This window comes from Methanofastidiosum sp. (assembly GCA_020854815.1).
In the GTDB taxonomy this organism is placed as follows: Archaea; Methanobacteriota_B; Thermococci; order Methanofastidiosales; family Methanofastidiosaceae; genus Methanofastidiosum.
In genome coordinates this window covers 1-14,373 of the sequence record JAHKLW010000046.1, presented here as the reverse complement: position 1 = coordinate 14,373, position 14,373 = coordinate 1, and the positions used below count along the sequence as shown (strand labels likewise).

Below are 14,373 nucleotides of genomic sequence, written 5' to 3'. Positions count from 1 at the left end.
TTATGAGACACTTTAATCCCCTCAAGCCTTAGCATTATTTCTATAAGGCAAGCTCCAACTTTGTACTCACAATGTATCTCTCTTATCCTCTTTATCTCTTTTTCTTCAAGCGGCTCTTCAGGACGACCAGGTGGCCTTAGAATTGGCCTTGAGCCGGTCTTTTTGTAGTACAGGTAAATTTGATTTACCCTTCTAAGGGTAACTTTTTGGATGAAGGCAATCTCACTAGAACTAAGGCCACGCTCTTTCATCTTGATTATCCAGGCAATCTTTTTGTCGTTGAGCTTTGCCATACCCCAATAACATTTCCGCAAGGGAAATGATTTTGGGATAAGACACAAAAATCTCAATACCAAAAAGTTTATTAAGTAAATAGATTATATATTTAGTATAACTATTGGTGTAATTTTATGCGCGTAGCAACTGAAAGATGGGGCGAGGTAACAATAAAAAAACAAGGAGATAGAAAAAACAAATTTAATGGTACCAAATCTTTCAGTATTGATAGTTCAAGTAATGAGTATAATATTGAACAGTTTAAGGATATATTCAAAATTATGGTAAATTTGACGGAAGATTACACTTATAAAGAATTAAAACTTCAACTAAAAGATTTGCAAAAACATAAAAATAGAGAAAATAAAAATATTTAATTAACTTGGGGTAGAAAATAAATGAAAAACGATGCTCTTATGCCAATCGAAAGGACATTATATTCTCCAATAAGCGAATTATTGTTAGATTTAGGTTTCAATTCTATCCAAGAAATAAGATCTTCTGACGAAGAAAAGTATATAGATCTCCTTTTTAGTTATGAAGGCTATAGGTACATTCTCGAAGTAAAAATAGGTGACGATTATAAAAATTTATTAAAAGGACTTGTTCAAATCCATGAATACTCTGAAAAAACAAATATAAAAAATAAAATCGTAGTGTTATTTCCCGAAGATATTAGACAGGCCGTATATACTATTGATGAAATTAAAAATAAAATTAAATATGTTTCATGTAAATCTCTTTTTTTAACAGAAAGTTGGTGGGATTTGAATGAACTATCTTTAGATCAATCTTTCAACGAATTAAAATCTAGAATAGATAAGAAGTTATCCGCTTCAAAAAGAATAGAAATGGTATCCAAATTGCTGTCAGAATCTGTGAAATCTTTATCAAAATTAATAAATTTACACTATAATGACTATACATCACTAACCAAGGTTTTAGATTATCTCACTAGAGATCAAGGATTATTTATTAATTTAAGCGGTGAAACAAAACGAGGGCAAAAAAAACTATCAAAGATACAACAAGCCCAAATTATAAGTCTTATGGCTTACATCTTAATAAACCAAATACTATTCTACTTTCTTTATTCCAAAAAAACTTTAGAAATACCAATTTTAAAAGAAATATCTTCATTTAATGATCTTAAAATTTATTTTGATAAAATTAAAAATATAGATTTCAAACCTATCTTCGACATTGATGTAATTTCTAGAATACCAAGACAAAAAGAAATTTTGAATGAAGTAAATACAATCATAAACTCCTTAAATCCATTAGAAGTTGAAAACTTAAAACATGACTTATATGGGCGATTGATTGGAAAAGCCATGCCGGAAGAAACAAGAAAAACTTTAGCTTCTTATTATACAAAAGTTACATCCGCAGAGATTTTAACTCAATTAGCAATAGAAAAATGGGATCAAACAATTTGGGATACGGCCTGCGGTTCTGGAACTATTCTAGTATCTGCATATAATAAAAAATTTGAGTTATACGACCAAATTAAGGGGCTGAGATCCACCACAGAAGATAAAAACAAACTTCATAAAAAATTTATTGAAAAACAGATTACGGGTACAGATATAATGCCTTTCGCTTGCCATCTAACAGGATTAAATTTATCTGCCCAGAATCTAAATGTCCATACTAACTTCATGAGAATTTCTAACAATAATTCTCTTGAATTAATAGATTTATCTAAGCCTTTACAAGTCAGAGAAGCTTACGGGGACATTGCAAATGCTTTGGAGGGAATAAGAGATCCACAAAATTATCTTGATGAATATTTTGACGAAAAAAAGATAGAATCTAAAAAAATTTCCCAACAGTCAAAGACATTTGTATTAGAAAAACCTGACCTTGTTTTGATTAATCCTCCATTTACTACCCTTAATAAGTTATCTGATAATTTTAGAAAAGCTTTTTCTAAAGACGAAATAACTAAGATATGTGGAAAAGAAATTAATTTGTGGGGATATTTTTTAGCACATACTGACTTAATATTAAAAAATAGTGGTAAATTTGGGGCTATAATACCTATTACATTCTTAAGAGGAAAAAGAACTAAAAAGATAAGAACTTATGTCTTAGAAAATTACTCTCTTGAATATATTATAAAACCCCCTATTAATTATTGTTTTAGTGAAGATTCTAAGTTTCCAGATATAATTGTAATTGCAAAGAAAGTTCCTTATGATAAAACCCATGAATGTAAACTTATTTATCTAAATGGTGACTTTAATAAAAAAACTATTGAGGATATAAAGTTACTAATCAAAAAAATAAAATCTGAATTAGAAGATGAAAAAGACTTGGAAGAATTCAGCATTCATAAGATTCCACAAAGTGTATTATATGAAAATAGAGATAATTTGATGCCCTACTTTTTTTCAAACAAAATTTTAACTCAAAGGATAATAAATTCATTTATTGATAGATTATTTGGCAATAAATCTTTGAAGAAAATGGAATACAGTTTAATGGAAGATGGATTCCAATTAAGAGGGAAAGAAAAACCGAAGTATAGTGTTATAACAAGATATTTAGGGGCAAGTAGAATAATAAAATCTAGATTTTATTTTGACTCTGACACAGATCCGATTAATTTAAGTTACCACGAAAAGGACATTCAACATAAAATCGAAAAAATAAAATTAATTAAAACATTCCGTACTAGTATTGATGTTAATGTGTTTGATATTTCTTATAAATTTGATTATTTAATGTTAGATAAAACAATCAATAAAAAGTCCACTAATTTGTTAATTCCAAATAGATTCCCACCAACTTCTCAAAATATCTTTGCAACAGCGTTTTATAGCGATGAAAAAATAACTCCGACAAATTCTTTTATAATGTATGATTGCCCATCCAAAGATGAAGCTAAAATCCTGTGCTTATTTTTACAATCAATATTTTATTTAGCTCAAATAATTAGAATATGCAAGAGGTCAATAGGGGAAGGAAGTTTTGCTGATTTTATAGAAATAAAACAAGACGATTTAAAAGAAATTTATATTCCTGACTTCATTGGGCTTAACAAAAACTCAAAAGATGTATTGATAGAATACTTTAATAAAAATAAAGATTTAAAACTACATGAATTAATTAACCAGATAAAAAATAAAACAGAAGAAAGACTTGAATTAGATATTTTAATAAATAATGAACTTAAGTTAGGTTTTTCAAAAGATGAAATAATAGCACTTTATAAGGCTTTTGTATCTGTCTTTTTAGATTAAGGTATATCTCTCTATTTGTCTTAGCAAATTATAAAATTAACGCATAACAATTTGTCCGGGATTTAAGTCCGTCGTTCTCAATAATACTCTGTTTGCTCGGGCTTTTCTTTTTAGATTTTAGAAATAAAGTTTTTATTCAATGCAGTTTTATACCCCCATCTTTTCTTAAAAATATCCTTACAATCAATCTAGTCCTGACCCTAAAGTTAAGGCCAAAATAAAAATATGCTGATGACAAGCAACTGGAATTATGGAGGAATCGATGCGCCTTCGGTGGCGCTAAATATCGCCGATAACTCCGGCACAATGGATGAACTCAGAGATAAGTTGAAAAGCGAAATACTAAGGGCTCAGAAGAGTGTCTTCGGCGAAAAAGTAAGAGGGTACCATAGGAACTACGTCAAGAGCATGGCGGTAGTTTTGAAGATAGCAGAGAAATGCGAAAGTAAGGAGGCGTTCATAACAACGGTAGAGGATGTCTTAATTGATAAGTTAAAAGATGCCGAAGTGTAATATTTTTTATTTATCTTTCCTTTAGCTCTTTTTTTAGTTTCTCTAGCTCGAGTAACTTTCTTTCCACCTCATCAAGCTTCTGCCTAACGGACTCTTTTACAAAGTCCGCCCTTGAGGTGTAGCCAAGATCAGTTTCTTTGACTATATAGTCAATTCTTCTCAATAGCTCTTTTGGGAGGCTTGCCCCCTGATGCTCTTTTGCCATAGGACCACTATAGATAATCTGCCGCCTGATATATAAAAATTTCGTTACATATGTTCTAAAATACAATATACCTATCGAAAATCTTTTACTCGGATGCCTACTTTTTGGTATTTAAATACGTCATATATGACGTATTTATAGGGCGAAAGAGCGGCAAGATGGCGTGGCCCCCAAACGTCCATAGGTACCATTGCTGATCTATCCGCCCCGCCAATCCGGGAGGTCTGGATTTTGTTAACAGATGAAAAGAAAAAAGAGTTGATTGAAAAGCTTGGCGTATCCGAAGATGAGTTCGCCGAGCTTGTTAAAAGAAAGAGTGAAGAAAAGAACGTCACCCCTAGCGGTGCAAAGCTTCTGTTGTATTATGAGGCTTTCAACAAGCCAAAAGGAGTGGAAACGACTTTAGACAACTTCTCAAAAAAAGTAGATAACATGGAGACGCTTTTTGAAGATGCGTCAAACTACCTCTCGCAGTATGCGGCTACAAATCACACAAACGAGACGGACTGGCTAGAGCGGCAGCTTGAGAGTGAGATGAAGCATTCTAAAAACGAATCCCCAGAAGAGGTGGCCATGCTTCTGGCGTATGCCTACGGATGGAGGGAAGGAAAGCCGCTTCCTGCATCCAGTTTTAAGGCCAGGCCAAAGATAAGGTCGGACTGCGTCTCTCTTGACTGCCTTCTTTCAAAGATTAATGAGGAGGGGAAGATTATTTTTCTAAATGCCACTGTCAACAGGGTGTCAAATGTCAGGGAGGAAGAAGGCCCCATAAGATTGCGGACTACCGGGATTGAGATAAAGGACGGCAAGGACAGGATCTGGGTAAACTGCCACGACACAAAGCCCTTCACCTCAAAGAATAGCGGGAAGCTGGTTCCTGGGAAGTTCCTATCGACAAAGGCCCAGATGAAGAAGACTGAGCTCATTGGGTCCATTATATCATTCTATAATCTAGATGCCAGGATCTCAAAGAACGGGGATCTCGCCCTAAACACTGGGCCTTACTCAAACTTTTCCTTCGAAAAGGCGGAAGAAAAAGAGGGCCCTTTGGAGGTGAACTGATGAGGGAGGTTCCCAACATATTTAATCCGGAACATAATTCAAGGGATATCGGCTGCCTAGGGGAGGAAGAGTTCCTGGTGCAGTACTTGAAGTCTGGGATCAAGAACATAACACTTTCAAACGGCCAGTACACAAACTGGGACTTCACCATCGAGGGTAAAAAGATTGACGTCAAGACAATAATAAATGGGCAGGGCCCGCTTGAAAACTACTATGTCAACGTCTCATCATGCCAGGTGTCTTTGGATCAGGATGCCTTCGCCTTTGTCTTCCACGACAGGACTAAAAATGAGTTCAAGGTTGCAGGGGTAATAGGCAGGGACACGCTCCTAAAGGCTGCCTTCCACAGGAAAAAGGGGGAAGAAGAAAGGAATGGAAAGTTCAGGTACAGGTGTGACACGTTTGTCCTGAAGGTCAAAGATCTAATGCCAGTAGAATCGCTTGCCGGGCTAAAGATTTCGGGGTGAAGGCATTGATTTCATACTACACTTTGGCCCTATTTTACTTACACTTTCATGATTTTGTAAGTAAAATCAGCACATCTATACTTACAGCCATCATTACAAAACACCCATTTTTGGGCCTTTTTTACTTACAGGTTACTTACAAAGTGCCATTTTTAGGGCCAGTTTTACTTACAGGAAAAAATGAAAAACAGGTGATTTAGCGTGGGGAAAAGCCATCTCAGGTACGGGAAGAGGCTCATCCAAGCTTGGATCCCTGAAGATCTTCTGGATAGGTGCTGCGAAATATCGGCGAAGGGATTTACCGAGACTATAACTGAGGCCCTATTTCAATATGCAGAAAGGAACAAATCAGAGCTAGAACAGCTTGAAAGCCAGTATGAGAGCGTTATTCTTGAAGCAACAAGGATTAAGGCCAAGATTGACGAATTTACCAAGAATGACCTAAAGGAAACAAAAAAGGAGATTGATAAAGAAGTTGGCCCTAAAATTAAGACCGTTGAAAAGCAATTGACAGAAGAAGAGCTCACTAAGCGCTGGGAATTTACAATCTGGCCAATCGTCAAGAAGAAAATCTCCGAGCAGGGGCTTGAGAAAGTCATAGGCGATGAGCGCATGCTGGACAACTTCTCAAAAGGATTGTGCATTTCCACTGGAGAATTAAAAGAAAAGATCCGCATTAATGCGGGTGTAGTGTAGTGTAGTGTAGTATGTAGGTAAAGTAAGTAAGTAGTAAGTAAAGAGGAATAATTTTGGCAAAAAGTATTGATGTTTTGGATAAAAGAATGATAAGCTGTCTTCCGACCCTATCAAGAAAAGAGCTCTATAACTTTAACATAATTGAGCTTTCAGAGATGATCATGGCAATCGAGCATGCTATACGCTACACTGAAGGGTACAGATTTTTGTTATTATGCTTTGGAAATGAAGGATCTTCAGATAAGGCCAAGATGATTATGAAAGGCATGGAGGATTACCTGGAGCTTGTCAAGGATGTATACAGATTCAAAGTCAATGAGAAAAAGAAGAGGATGGCTTTCCTCAAAGGAGAAATTTATTAGAGGTGAAAAATATGGAGAATAACATCCCAGAATCAAAAATGAGGGCCGTAAGATTTTACCTAGAGAACAAGGAGTTCTTGGAAGAAATGTGCATAATAGGCGATCCTTATATCAAGGCCATGGCAATGACAATTATAGTTTCTGCTAAGAAAATTCTAAACAATAATTAATTTTATTTTTTTAATTTAAGTTTCCTAGATTAGTTATTTCCTTTTTAGAAGAAAATCAATACCGCATTAGCTTTAGTAAAAAGTGCGGGGGAAGGGATTTGAACCCCTGGACCCCTGCGGGAATAGATCTTGAGTCTATCGCCTTTAACCATGCTCGGCAACCCCCGCGTATTGGAAAGTTTATTCTGGTAATATAAAAAGGTTTCTAAGTCTTAGTTTTAAGCTCCTTTGAGATATAATAAAACCTTGTGAAGACCGTTATATACACAACAATCAAAAGCACATAAAGCCCTAGCTCTAAATTGATGAAAGAAAACACAAATATTATCAGTATTCTCTCTGCCCTTTCACCAATGCCTATCCCCATGACTTTTACACCAAGGGCCTCTCCCTTAGCACGCATATAGCTAATGAGATATGCTCCAATCATTATCACAAAACAAAGAGCAAGATTATGCGATAGTCCAATTCCTAACAGTATAATCCCATCGCCTATCCTATCAAAAGTTGAATCTAAAAAGCCGCCAAGAACAGTTGTCTTCTTAGTATATTTTGCAACTGAGCCGTCAACTAGATCAAGGAATCCTGAAACGGCAAGTATAATTGCTCCAATATATGGCAATCCAAGATAGTAATAATAACCTGAAAAGAAGACAACAACTAAACTGATCGTTGTTATGACATTTGGGGGCAGGAATCTAAAGATTCTCCCGATAAAGTTAACAATTGATACAAATGATTTATTCTTACGGATGTTATTAAGCATGCCTTTAGAATTAATTAAGTATATTTAAATCTTTTTTATCTGGTATACACTCATCCCAACTTTATCGGGACAATCATTGTAGATATTACAAATAATACTATGGCAACTCCAACCATGAGCCAATGTTTTCCTTCTATGGGAGTTATCTCATCCATCGAGCCAGGATGCCCCCTATATGCCAGATAAAATCCAATTACTCCCCAAAGGCTCCATCCAGCCCATGTAAATATCCCTATAACAAACAATGAAACTGCAACAACAAATGATAGGTACCTGTGATTTATAGGCCCTAAAACAGCCCTTGCAATATGACCGCCATCAAGTTGGCCCATAGGGATCAAGTTAAGCATGGTCACAAATATCCCGGCCCAGCCTGCAAAAGCTACAGGATGTAAGTAAAGAGAGTTGCCTTCAGTTACAGTTACAAGTGATTTAGCTATAAGCTGGAATATAAGCGGCTCACCCAAAAACATTGAGCTCTCACCAAAGAGTGTTATGGGGACGACAGGCGACATCATAACCCCCGCTATTGTGATTGGTATTGCTACAAGTATGCCGGCAAGCGGGCCTGAAAGGCCCAGTTCAATAGCGCTATTTTTGTTTGGGATAAATGACCTTATGTTTATCACAGCACCCATTGTTCCAAGAATGAAAGGCGCCGGTATGAAATAAGGCAGTGTCGCATCCACACCATTTCTTCTCGCAACAATATAATGGCCCATTTCATGTGTTCCTAGGATTATCATTATTGAAAAAGAAAATGCTATAGCTCCAATCCAGGGATTTGCCATAAATTCGTATTCGACATGTGGTACTGACATGAAATAGCCAGCAACTGTTGTTGAAATAATTGTCAAGAAAAATAGTATCAGATTCTTCTTATATGTAAAATCCTTTTTTGGAGGTGAAGACCTCAATAAAACATAAAGTTTCCCCTTTTCTTTTCTCATAAAGGGATGGAAATTGATTTTCTCAAAGGAGGAAATTATTTCTTCAGGCTTTTTGAAAAGTTCCTTGACCTCAAACAAGGCAGAATAATTGTCAGTTTTAATATTCCCATATGAAAAGTTCTCATTTGCAACATTAATCATCTCTTGCAATTGTGCAGGCAGTTCATTTTTTTCTTGGCCAATAACTAATGATTTGCAAGATGGGCATCTATCATAATCTTTTTCTTCAGCTAATAGATACTCCTTGTATCCACATTTCTCGCACTCCATCGCTTTGACCATAGGGAATTCTTATACAGATTACTTATAAAATTTCCCCAATAGGCAAAAACTTATCTATTGAAAACCACAATTATTCATGGGAGTATTATGGATACCTATATTATTGATTCAAACTGTAAATATTATGGCCTTGACACTCCACTCCTTATGGAAAATGCGGGGAGAAGTGTTGCATCGGAAATAGAAAAAAGATTTGGGACTAGAAATAAAATAGCAGTATTCTGTGGGCTTGGTAATAATGGAGGAGATGGGTTTGTAGCGGCTAGATACCTCTCCAAGGAAAATCGGGTGACTGTCTATCTTATTGGGGATCCACAAAATATCAAGGAAGGCGCAGCCCTTTCAAAATGGGAATTATTAAAACATATTAACATTGAAAAGGTACTTATCAAAGATTCATGTGATACAGAAAAGATAAGGTCAGATTTTGAGATTTATCTTGATGCAATATTTGGCGTTGGTATAAAAGGAACACTAAGACACCCGTATTCGGATGTTATCAACAGGATTAATGAAATTAATGGAATCAAGGTATCGATTGATGTAGCATCCCCATATTTTATGCCAAATGTTGTTATCTCTCTCCATACTCTCAAGAAAGATGCTACAACAGTTGTTGATATAGGAATTCCAAAAGAATTTAACTATTTGACTGGCCCTGGATATGTCAACAAGTTAAATATGCGGGATAACGACTCGCACAAAGGGGATAACGGGAAGGTTCTGGTCATCGGGGGATCAAAGGAATATCACGGAGCTCCAATTTATGCCTCTCTTGCGGCATCTTATCTTTCTGATCTCGTCTATGTTGTATCACCAAAGAAATGCTCCAAAGTAATTAAATCCTATTCTCCAGATATGATAGTCTTTCCAACTGAAAAGAATCACTTTATCCCAGAAGACGTTGAGGTTCTAAAAACTCTTTCAGAAAAGGTTGATTCAATTTTAGTGGGTGTTGGAATAGGCAGAGACTCAGAAACTGTTGAAACTGTGTTAGATTTTCTGAACTGTGTCTCGTGCAAGAAGATAATAATAGATGCCGATGGTCTTTTTGCAATAAAAGAAAATCTTGAAATTTTAAAGAAAAATGATGTTTGTATAACACCCCACCACTCGGAATATAAGATGGTCTTTGATGAGCCTTTAACTAGTGACAATATTTTGATTAATTCAGAAAAATACCAAATTACTATCATCAGTAAAGGTGAAGTTGACCTTATATCAGAGGGTAAAAGGGTGATTAAGAACTTCACTGGAAATTCTGGCATGACCACAGGGGGCACAGGCGATATACTTTCAGGACTCATAACGGCCTTTGCAACTAAAGGAACTGTCTTAGAAGCTGCTTGTGCAGGGACTTTTCTAAACGGAATCGCCGGGGACATCACATCAGAAGAGATGGGCACAAATTTCAGGAGTTCTGATGTGCTAAAAAGAATTCCAAAAGCCTTAAAATTTTGTGAGAAATATTAATTTATTTCTCACATCCGCATTTGAGATAATTTATTATTTCTTCTGCCCATTCAAGAGCTGCATCAGGACCATTTGCAGTTATAATTTTTCCATCCTTTACGACATTCTTGTCCTCGAAAATTACACCTTCTTTATCGAAAATGTCAGGCCCACCCCATACTGTGGCCTTTTTACCTTTCAGAACTCCCGATCTGGCCATTATGTTAGGGGAATAACATATCCCGGCTAATAAATTAAGATTCTTTTGGGCATCCTTAATGTATTCATGGAGTTTTTTGTCATCTGTAAGATTAAAAGATCCTGGACCACCTACCAATAGGAAGGCATCATAATCTTCTAAATCAACTTCATCAATACCACGTACTTCAATGATCTTGCCAAATTTACTCCAAGCTGTTCCTTTGTTGTGAGAAACAACAGTTACATTGTATCCTTTTTCTTCAAATGTTGATTTTGGAATAAATAACTCTTCATCTCTAAACCCTTCCTGGGCAACCCACATCAAAATGCTTGTCATACTTACCTCCTAATAAATTACTATATTGTGATTATATCGTAACCATCCTCAATGTATCTTGCCATACTTGGGTGACCAAATAATTCGTCGCATAGATTTAGATTTTGTTTTCTTGCTTCTTCAATAGTTTCGTTCTTTGTTGCGCATGCTTTACACACACAGTCTATTAATCCTTCATCCTTTAACCTTACATAATAATAATGTAGAGGATTGCCAGCCTCGTTTAATTTCCCGATAAGTCCAGTTGCTGAACCTTCTATTATCAACTTGGTATCATATCCCTTTACATGAAATTCAATTGCATTTATCAAAGCATGTACGACACACATAGGGTCACCGTTAAATACAAATATTGCAACTTTTCTTTGCATCCAGAATTCTGTCATTTTTCTCCACCTTCTATGTATTTAGATTGTTTTGAGAAACAATCAACATAATTATTCTCATATTTTTATTATATTTTGATTAATATATCTTCTCCATCTATTTTTATCTCATATTTTTCTTCATCATTGATCTTTATTTTTATCAACGGTATTTTAGGTCCCGAGATTACCCTCCCAGTCGTAACATCAAACCTGGAACCATGTTTTGGGCAGGTCACAATATTACCTTCAAGTTTGCCTTGAGAAAGATCTCCATTCTTATGGGTACATTTGTTATAAATTGCATAATATTTTCCCCCAATATTTGAAACAAGTATCTCTTTTCCTCCAACTTCATATTTTTTCATAGCGCCGTCTTCAATATCGGAAACTTTACCTATCTTGAAAAATCTCATAATATCCTCATACATAAGAGAATTCAATCTTATTAAAGTTTGTTATTAAAAATAGAGATTAGGTACATCAAGATAGATTTTATTAAAAAAGTAAATAAAAAAGAAAAGATAAAAATCTTTTCTTAAATTAATTTCCTTCGCCTTTATAGCGTATCTTCTTTAAGGGCCCTTCATAGTAGATTTCTACTTCCTCATTAAGATACTCGTAAAGATACCTTTCAACGGTACTTCTGGGTATGTCTGTATCGTTAACAAGTTCTTGAATAAAATAGTCCCTTCCGCTGTTTAATTTTTGCTTTAGAAGAATCCTTAATTCGTTGATACGCTTTTCTCTAGTTTCAAATTGTCTTCTCCATCCCATATTTTTTCACCTTTTAGTGCTAACTATCATCTCTTAATTGTTAGTTACTAATATTGATTATCATTAGTATATAAATCTTTTGGTTATATAGCTCATCATTAATGCAATATTAATATTAACTAATATCAATTCTTGTTAATACTATTATAAATCGATGAGGAAAGGTACCTTTCCCATAGGTATTATTAGAAAAAATATTTTTAAAAAAATTTAATCTTTTAAAAGGAATTTATCAAGGACATCTCTTGCTTTTTCTCTGTTTTCTTGATGTGTTGTAATAAACTTAACAAGTTTTTCGCTTAAGAGATTCTTGCACTCTCCGCAGAAGACTTCTCCACGCTTGCATCCGTCATGAATCTCTTTTATCTTCTTAACGTCCTCTTCAAATATGAAATATAGATATTGGTAGATTGTACAGACTCCAGGATTTCCACCTTTTTCCTTGTGCTCCTTTACAGTCTGGCCACCGCCCGTAAACGCCCTTTTAATCTTTTTGTCAACTTCTTTTGGTGGATCGACAGAGAAGATTGCCGTATCACTCTTTGATGCAGACATCTTACCACTCGGACCTTCAAGGCCAGGAAGAAACATGTTGTGTATGGCAGCTGGCTTATAATATCCAAGCTTTGGGGCTACATCTCTTGTAATTCTCCAATATGGATCTTGATCAATTGCTGCAGGAATTAAAACAGGGACATTGTATCCTTTTAGAACAGATGGCAAAAAGCAAGGGGCCGCCTGGACAGATGGAAAGAATATCATCCCGATGTTAGTTGAGTTCTTAAAACCAAAAACAGCTTTAGCTGTGGAAGTCGTGACATTCTTTGCAACTTGAATTGATATCTTGTAAAGTGTTTTGGCATAATCTATATCCGAAAAAATGAATGTCTTTTTTGGGTCAAATCCTAAAGCAATGACGTCAAGAGCGTTCTCATAGGCAAATGCATGTGTTTGTTCAAGTGTAAGATCTGGCCTCATCATGAACTTTTCATCATCAGTCATCTGGAAATAGAACTCGCAGCCAAATTTATCTTGGAGCCATTTACAGAATATCCAAGGAACTAGGTGGCCAAGGTGAGTATGGCCGGAAGGACCTCTTCCTGTATAAAGAGCAAACTTTTCTCCTCCCTCATACTTCTTTAAAATCCAACCAAGATCCCTATGAGAAAAAAATAATCTCCTCTTGAGAAACGGATGTAAATCTCCAGTGTACTTCTTTATTGTATTCAATAGGTCTTCAGTAAGAATATCTGTTCCAAACTGTTTTATGAGTTTATTATAATCAATTTCCCCTTCTACTTCCCAAGGAGTAACAACAGACGCGTCCATAATATCAGAATAACCTGATTTTCGTACTTTTTAAGTTTAATCTTTCCTTATCTCTTTTCTTTGAGCCATTCTATATGCACAGACTACCAGAGTCTTACCCGATAATTCATTGTCCAACTCATAATCTCCGGTATCAACTAGGAGAAAAGGGGTGTTTTCTAGTTTCTGGGGAGTTGCAACGATTATTATATTTTCTTTTCCAACTTTTCTTAAAACTTGACTTGAAATCTGCTGATTTCCTCTACCAAATACAAAGCCTTGAGCTCCGATTGGGCTTACTATTATCTTTACACTTTTTTCATTTTTTATATAATTTAAAATAGCCTTCTCATTAACATCACTTGCAATGAGTTTCTCATCTTTTATCAGGTCTACGCCAAGCATTGTCTTTTTTAGCCCCATTAATTCTGCAATTTTTGCAGTTGTAGAACCTGCTCCGACTATGTATAATGAACCATCGGACATAAATTCACTGGCAAATACCGCTATACCTTCCTTTGCCATCTCTTCAACATGACCTTCAAACAGCGCCTTTGAATCTTGAATAAGGTTTGGTACATAAGGCGTTTTTAGATAACCATATAGCTTCATCTTGAATTTATCTGCCCTGTAACTTTCTTCATCAATGTCTAGAACATCAGAATCCTTGTACTTTGAATTCCCTTCTAAAAAGGCTTTGAGAAGGTCAGATGCAGCCTTAGGATTGATTGCAAAAACAGAAGAAAACATCTTTACGCCAGCTGGCATCCCAATCACAGGAATTTCTATGCCAATGGCCTCGCATATATCTCTTGCGGTTCCATCTCCACCACAGAATATGATTAGTTCAACTTGTCTTTTTTTGAATTCATTTATTGTTTTTAGAGTATCTTCCCTACTCGTTAATTCCTTGGGATTATATACTACTTCATACTC

20 protein-coding genes and 1 tRNA gene are annotated in these 14,373 nt (G+C 35.5%); 10 read left to right on the top strand and 11 right to left on the bottom strand.

Translation table 11 applies throughout. The annotated features are described in order from the left end of the window. Window positions 1–293 (bottom strand): IS481 family transposase (locus tag KO464_06540; protein ID MCC7573029.1); only part of this gene is annotated, 293 nt, incomplete at its 3' end. A 117-nt stretch (window positions 294–410) separates the two neighbouring features. Between KO464_06540 and KO464_06535 the strand changes: the two genes are divergently transcribed. From KO464_06535 to KO464_06525, 3 genes are all read left to right on the top strand, one after another. Continuing rightward, on the top strand, window positions 411–653 hold the full coding sequence (locus tag KO464_06535; protein MCC7573028.1) for a hypothetical protein: 243 nt from the start codon (window positions 411–413) through the stop codon (window positions 651–653). A 21-nt stretch (window positions 654–674) separates the two neighbouring features. Continuing rightward, complete coding sequence (locus tag KO464_06530; protein ID MCC7573027.1) at window positions 675–3,524, top strand: SAM-dependent methyltransferase; 2,850 nt, start codon at window positions 675–677, stop codon at window positions 3,522–3,524. A gap of 231 nt (window positions 3,525–3,755) precedes the next feature. Next, window positions 3,756–4,037, top strand: coding sequence for a hypothetical protein (locus KO464_06525; GenBank protein ID MCC7573026.1), 282 nt, complete (start codon window positions 3,756–3,758; stop codon window positions 4,035–4,037). Between the two features lie 10 nt (window positions 4,038–4,047). Here the strand turns inward: KO464_06525 and KO464_06520 are convergent, their stop codons facing one another. Beyond that, on the bottom strand, window positions 4,048–4,242 hold the full coding sequence (locus tag KO464_06520) for a ribbon-helix-helix domain-containing protein (protein MCC7573025.1): 195 nt from the start codon (window positions 4,240–4,242) through the stop codon (window positions 4,048–4,050). 231 nt (window positions 4,243–4,473) lie between these two features. Between KO464_06520 and KO464_06515 the strand changes: the two genes are divergently transcribed. The 6 genes from KO464_06515 to KO464_06490 are packed head-to-tail and all read left to right on the top strand — an operon-like array spanning window position 4,474 to window position 6,999. After that, window positions 4,474–5,304: a hypothetical protein gene (locus KO464_06515; GenBank protein ID MCC7573024.1), complete on the top strand. Its 831-nt coding sequence runs from the start codon at window positions 4,474–4,476 to the stop codon at window positions 5,302–5,304. Next, window positions 5,304–5,771 carry a hypothetical protein gene (locus tag KO464_06510; protein ID MCC7573023.1) on the top strand — a complete coding sequence of 156 codons (468 nt, stop codon included), beginning with the start codon at window positions 5,304–5,306 and terminating at the stop codon, window positions 5,769–5,771. The genes KO464_06515 and KO464_06510 overlap by 1 nt, the downstream gene beginning before the upstream one ends. A gap of 5 nt (window positions 5,772–5,776) precedes the next feature. After that, window positions 5,777–5,971 (top strand): hypothetical protein, encoded by a 195-nt coding sequence (locus tag KO464_06505; GenBank protein MCC7573022.1) that lies wholly within the window; start codon window positions 5,777–5,779, stop codon window positions 5,969–5,971. A 1-nt stretch (window position 5,972) separates the two neighbouring features. Next, on the top strand, window positions 5,973–6,467 hold the full coding sequence (locus tag KO464_06500) for a hypothetical protein (GenBank protein ID MCC7573021.1): 495 nt from the start codon (window positions 5,973–5,975) through the stop codon (window positions 6,465–6,467). A 53-nt stretch (window positions 6,468–6,520) separates the two neighbouring features. Next, entirely contained in the window at window positions 6,521–6,829 is a 309-nt protein-coding gene (locus tag KO464_06495) for a hypothetical protein (GenBank protein MCC7573020.1), read from the top strand. A gap of 11 nt (window positions 6,830–6,840) precedes the next feature. Next, complete coding sequence (locus KO464_06490; GenBank protein MCC7573019.1) at window positions 6,841–6,999, top strand: hypothetical protein; 159 nt, start codon at window positions 6,841–6,843, stop codon at window positions 6,997–6,999. Between the two features lie 83 nt (window positions 7,000–7,082). On the opposite strand, the gene KO464_06485 is transcribed toward KO464_06490, so the two are convergent. From KO464_06485 to KO464_06475, 3 genes are all read right to left on the bottom strand, one after another. Beyond that, a tRNA-Leu gene (locus tag KO464_06485) sits at window positions 7,083–7,167 on the bottom strand. A gap of 37 nt (window positions 7,168–7,204) precedes the next feature. Next, window positions 7,205–7,765 carry a CDP-alcohol phosphatidyltransferase family protein gene (locus KO464_06480; protein ID MCC7573018.1) on the bottom strand — a complete coding sequence of 187 codons (561 nt, stop codon included), beginning with the start codon at window positions 7,763–7,765 and terminating at the stop codon, window positions 7,205–7,207. A 50-nt stretch (window positions 7,766–7,815) separates the two neighbouring features. Then, window positions 7,816–8,997, bottom strand: a complete 1,182-nt coding sequence (locus KO464_06475) for a site-2 protease family protein (GenBank protein MCC7573017.1) — start codon at window positions 8,995–8,997, stop codon at window positions 7,816–7,818. Between the two features lie 87 nt (window positions 8,998–9,084). On the opposite strand from KO464_06475, the gene KO464_06470 reads away from it, so the two are divergent. Continuing rightward, window positions 9,085–10,470, top strand: a complete 1,386-nt coding sequence (locus KO464_06470) for an NAD(P)H-hydrate dehydratase (GenBank protein ID MCC7573016.1) — start codon at window positions 9,085–9,087, stop codon at window positions 10,468–10,470. Between the two features lies 1 nt (window position 10,471). Here the strand turns inward: KO464_06470 and KO464_06465 are convergent, their stop codons facing one another. The 6 genes from KO464_06465 to KO464_06440 form a co-directional block, all read right to left on the bottom strand. Then, on the bottom strand, window positions 10,472–10,987 hold the full coding sequence (locus tag KO464_06465; GenBank protein ID MCC7573015.1) for a DJ-1/PfpI family protein: 516 nt from the start codon (window positions 10,985–10,987) through the stop codon (window positions 10,472–10,474). Between the two features lie 20 nt (window positions 10,988–11,007). Further along, entirely contained in the window at window positions 11,008–11,373 is a 366-nt protein-coding gene (locus tag KO464_06460; GenBank protein ID MCC7573014.1) for a cytoplasmic protein, read from the bottom strand. Between the two features lie 68 nt (window positions 11,374–11,441). Then, window positions 11,442–11,768: a non-heme iron oxygenase ferredoxin subunit gene (locus KO464_06455; GenBank protein ID MCC7573013.1), complete on the bottom strand. Its 327-nt coding sequence runs from the start codon at window positions 11,766–11,768 to the stop codon at window positions 11,442–11,444. Between the two features lie 127 nt (window positions 11,769–11,895). Further along, window positions 11,896–12,129: a hypothetical protein gene (locus KO464_06450; protein ID MCC7573012.1), complete on the bottom strand. Its 234-nt coding sequence runs from the start codon at window positions 12,127–12,129 to the stop codon at window positions 11,896–11,898. Window positions 12,130–12,339: 210 nt separating this feature from the next. Continuing rightward, window positions 12,340–13,458 (bottom strand): tryptophan--tRNA ligase, encoded by a 1,119-nt coding sequence (locus tag KO464_06445; protein MCC7573011.1) that lies wholly within the window; start codon window positions 13,456–13,458, stop codon window positions 12,340–12,342. 36 nt (window positions 13,459–13,494) lie between these two features. Continuing rightward, the coding region (locus KO464_06440; GenBank protein MCC7573010.1) for an ATP-NAD kinase family protein at window positions 13,495–14,373 on the bottom strand (879 nt) is incomplete at its 5' end.

What these genes read in the sequence shown, in the direction of transcription:
- KO464_06535 (MCC7573028.1), top strand. Translation starts at nt 411, where the DNA reads ATGCGCGTAGCAACTGAAAGATGGGGCGAGGTAACAATAAAAAAACAA.
- KO464_06530 (MCC7573027.1), top strand. Translation starts at nt 675, where the DNA reads ATGAAAAACGATGCTCTTATGCCAATCGAAAGGACATTATATTCTCCA.
- KO464_06525 (MCC7573026.1), top strand. Translation starts at nt 3,756, where the DNA reads ATGACAAGCAACTGGAATTATGGAGGAATCGATGCGCCTTCGGTGGCG.
- KO464_06520 (MCC7573025.1), bottom strand. Translation starts at nt 4,242, where the DNA reads ATGGCAAAAGAGCATCAGGGGGCAAGCCTCCCAAAAGAGCTATTGAGA.
- KO464_06510 (MCC7573023.1), top strand. Translation starts at nt 5,304, where the DNA reads ATGAGGGAGGTTCCCAACATATTTAATCCGGAACATAATTCAAGGGAT.
- KO464_06490 (MCC7573019.1), top strand. Translation starts at nt 6,841, where the DNA reads ATGGAGAATAACATCCCAGAATCAAAAATGAGGGCCGTAAGATTTTAC.
- KO464_06480 (MCC7573018.1), bottom strand. Translation starts at nt 7,765, where the DNA reads ATGCTTAATAACATCCGTAAGAATAAATCATTTGTATCAATTGTTAAC.
- KO464_06475 (MCC7573017.1), bottom strand. Translation starts at nt 8,997, where the DNA reads ATGGTCAAAGCGATGGAGTGCGAGAAATGTGGATACAAGGAGTATCTA.
- KO464_06470 (MCC7573016.1), top strand. Translation starts at nt 9,085, where the DNA reads ATGGATACCTATATTATTGATTCAAACTGTAAATATTATGGCCTTGAC.
- KO464_06465 (MCC7573015.1), bottom strand. Translation starts at nt 10,987, where the DNA reads ATGACAAGCATTTTGATGTGGGTTGCCCAGGAAGGGTTTAGAGATGAA.
- KO464_06460 (MCC7573014.1), bottom strand. Translation starts at nt 11,373, where the DNA reads ATGACAGAATTCTGGATGCAAAGAAAAGTTGCAATATTTGTATTTAAC.
- KO464_06455 (MCC7573013.1), bottom strand. Translation starts at nt 11,768, where the DNA reads ATGAGATTTTTCAAGATAGGTAAAGTTTCCGATATTGAAGACGGCGCT.
- KO464_06450 (MCC7573012.1), bottom strand. Translation starts at nt 12,129, where the DNA reads ATGGGATGGAGAAGACAATTTGAAACTAGAGAAAAGCGTATCAACGAA.
- KO464_06445 (MCC7573011.1), bottom strand. Translation starts at nt 13,458, where the DNA reads ATGGACGCGTCTGTTGTTACTCCTTGGGAAGTAGAAGGGGAAATTGAT.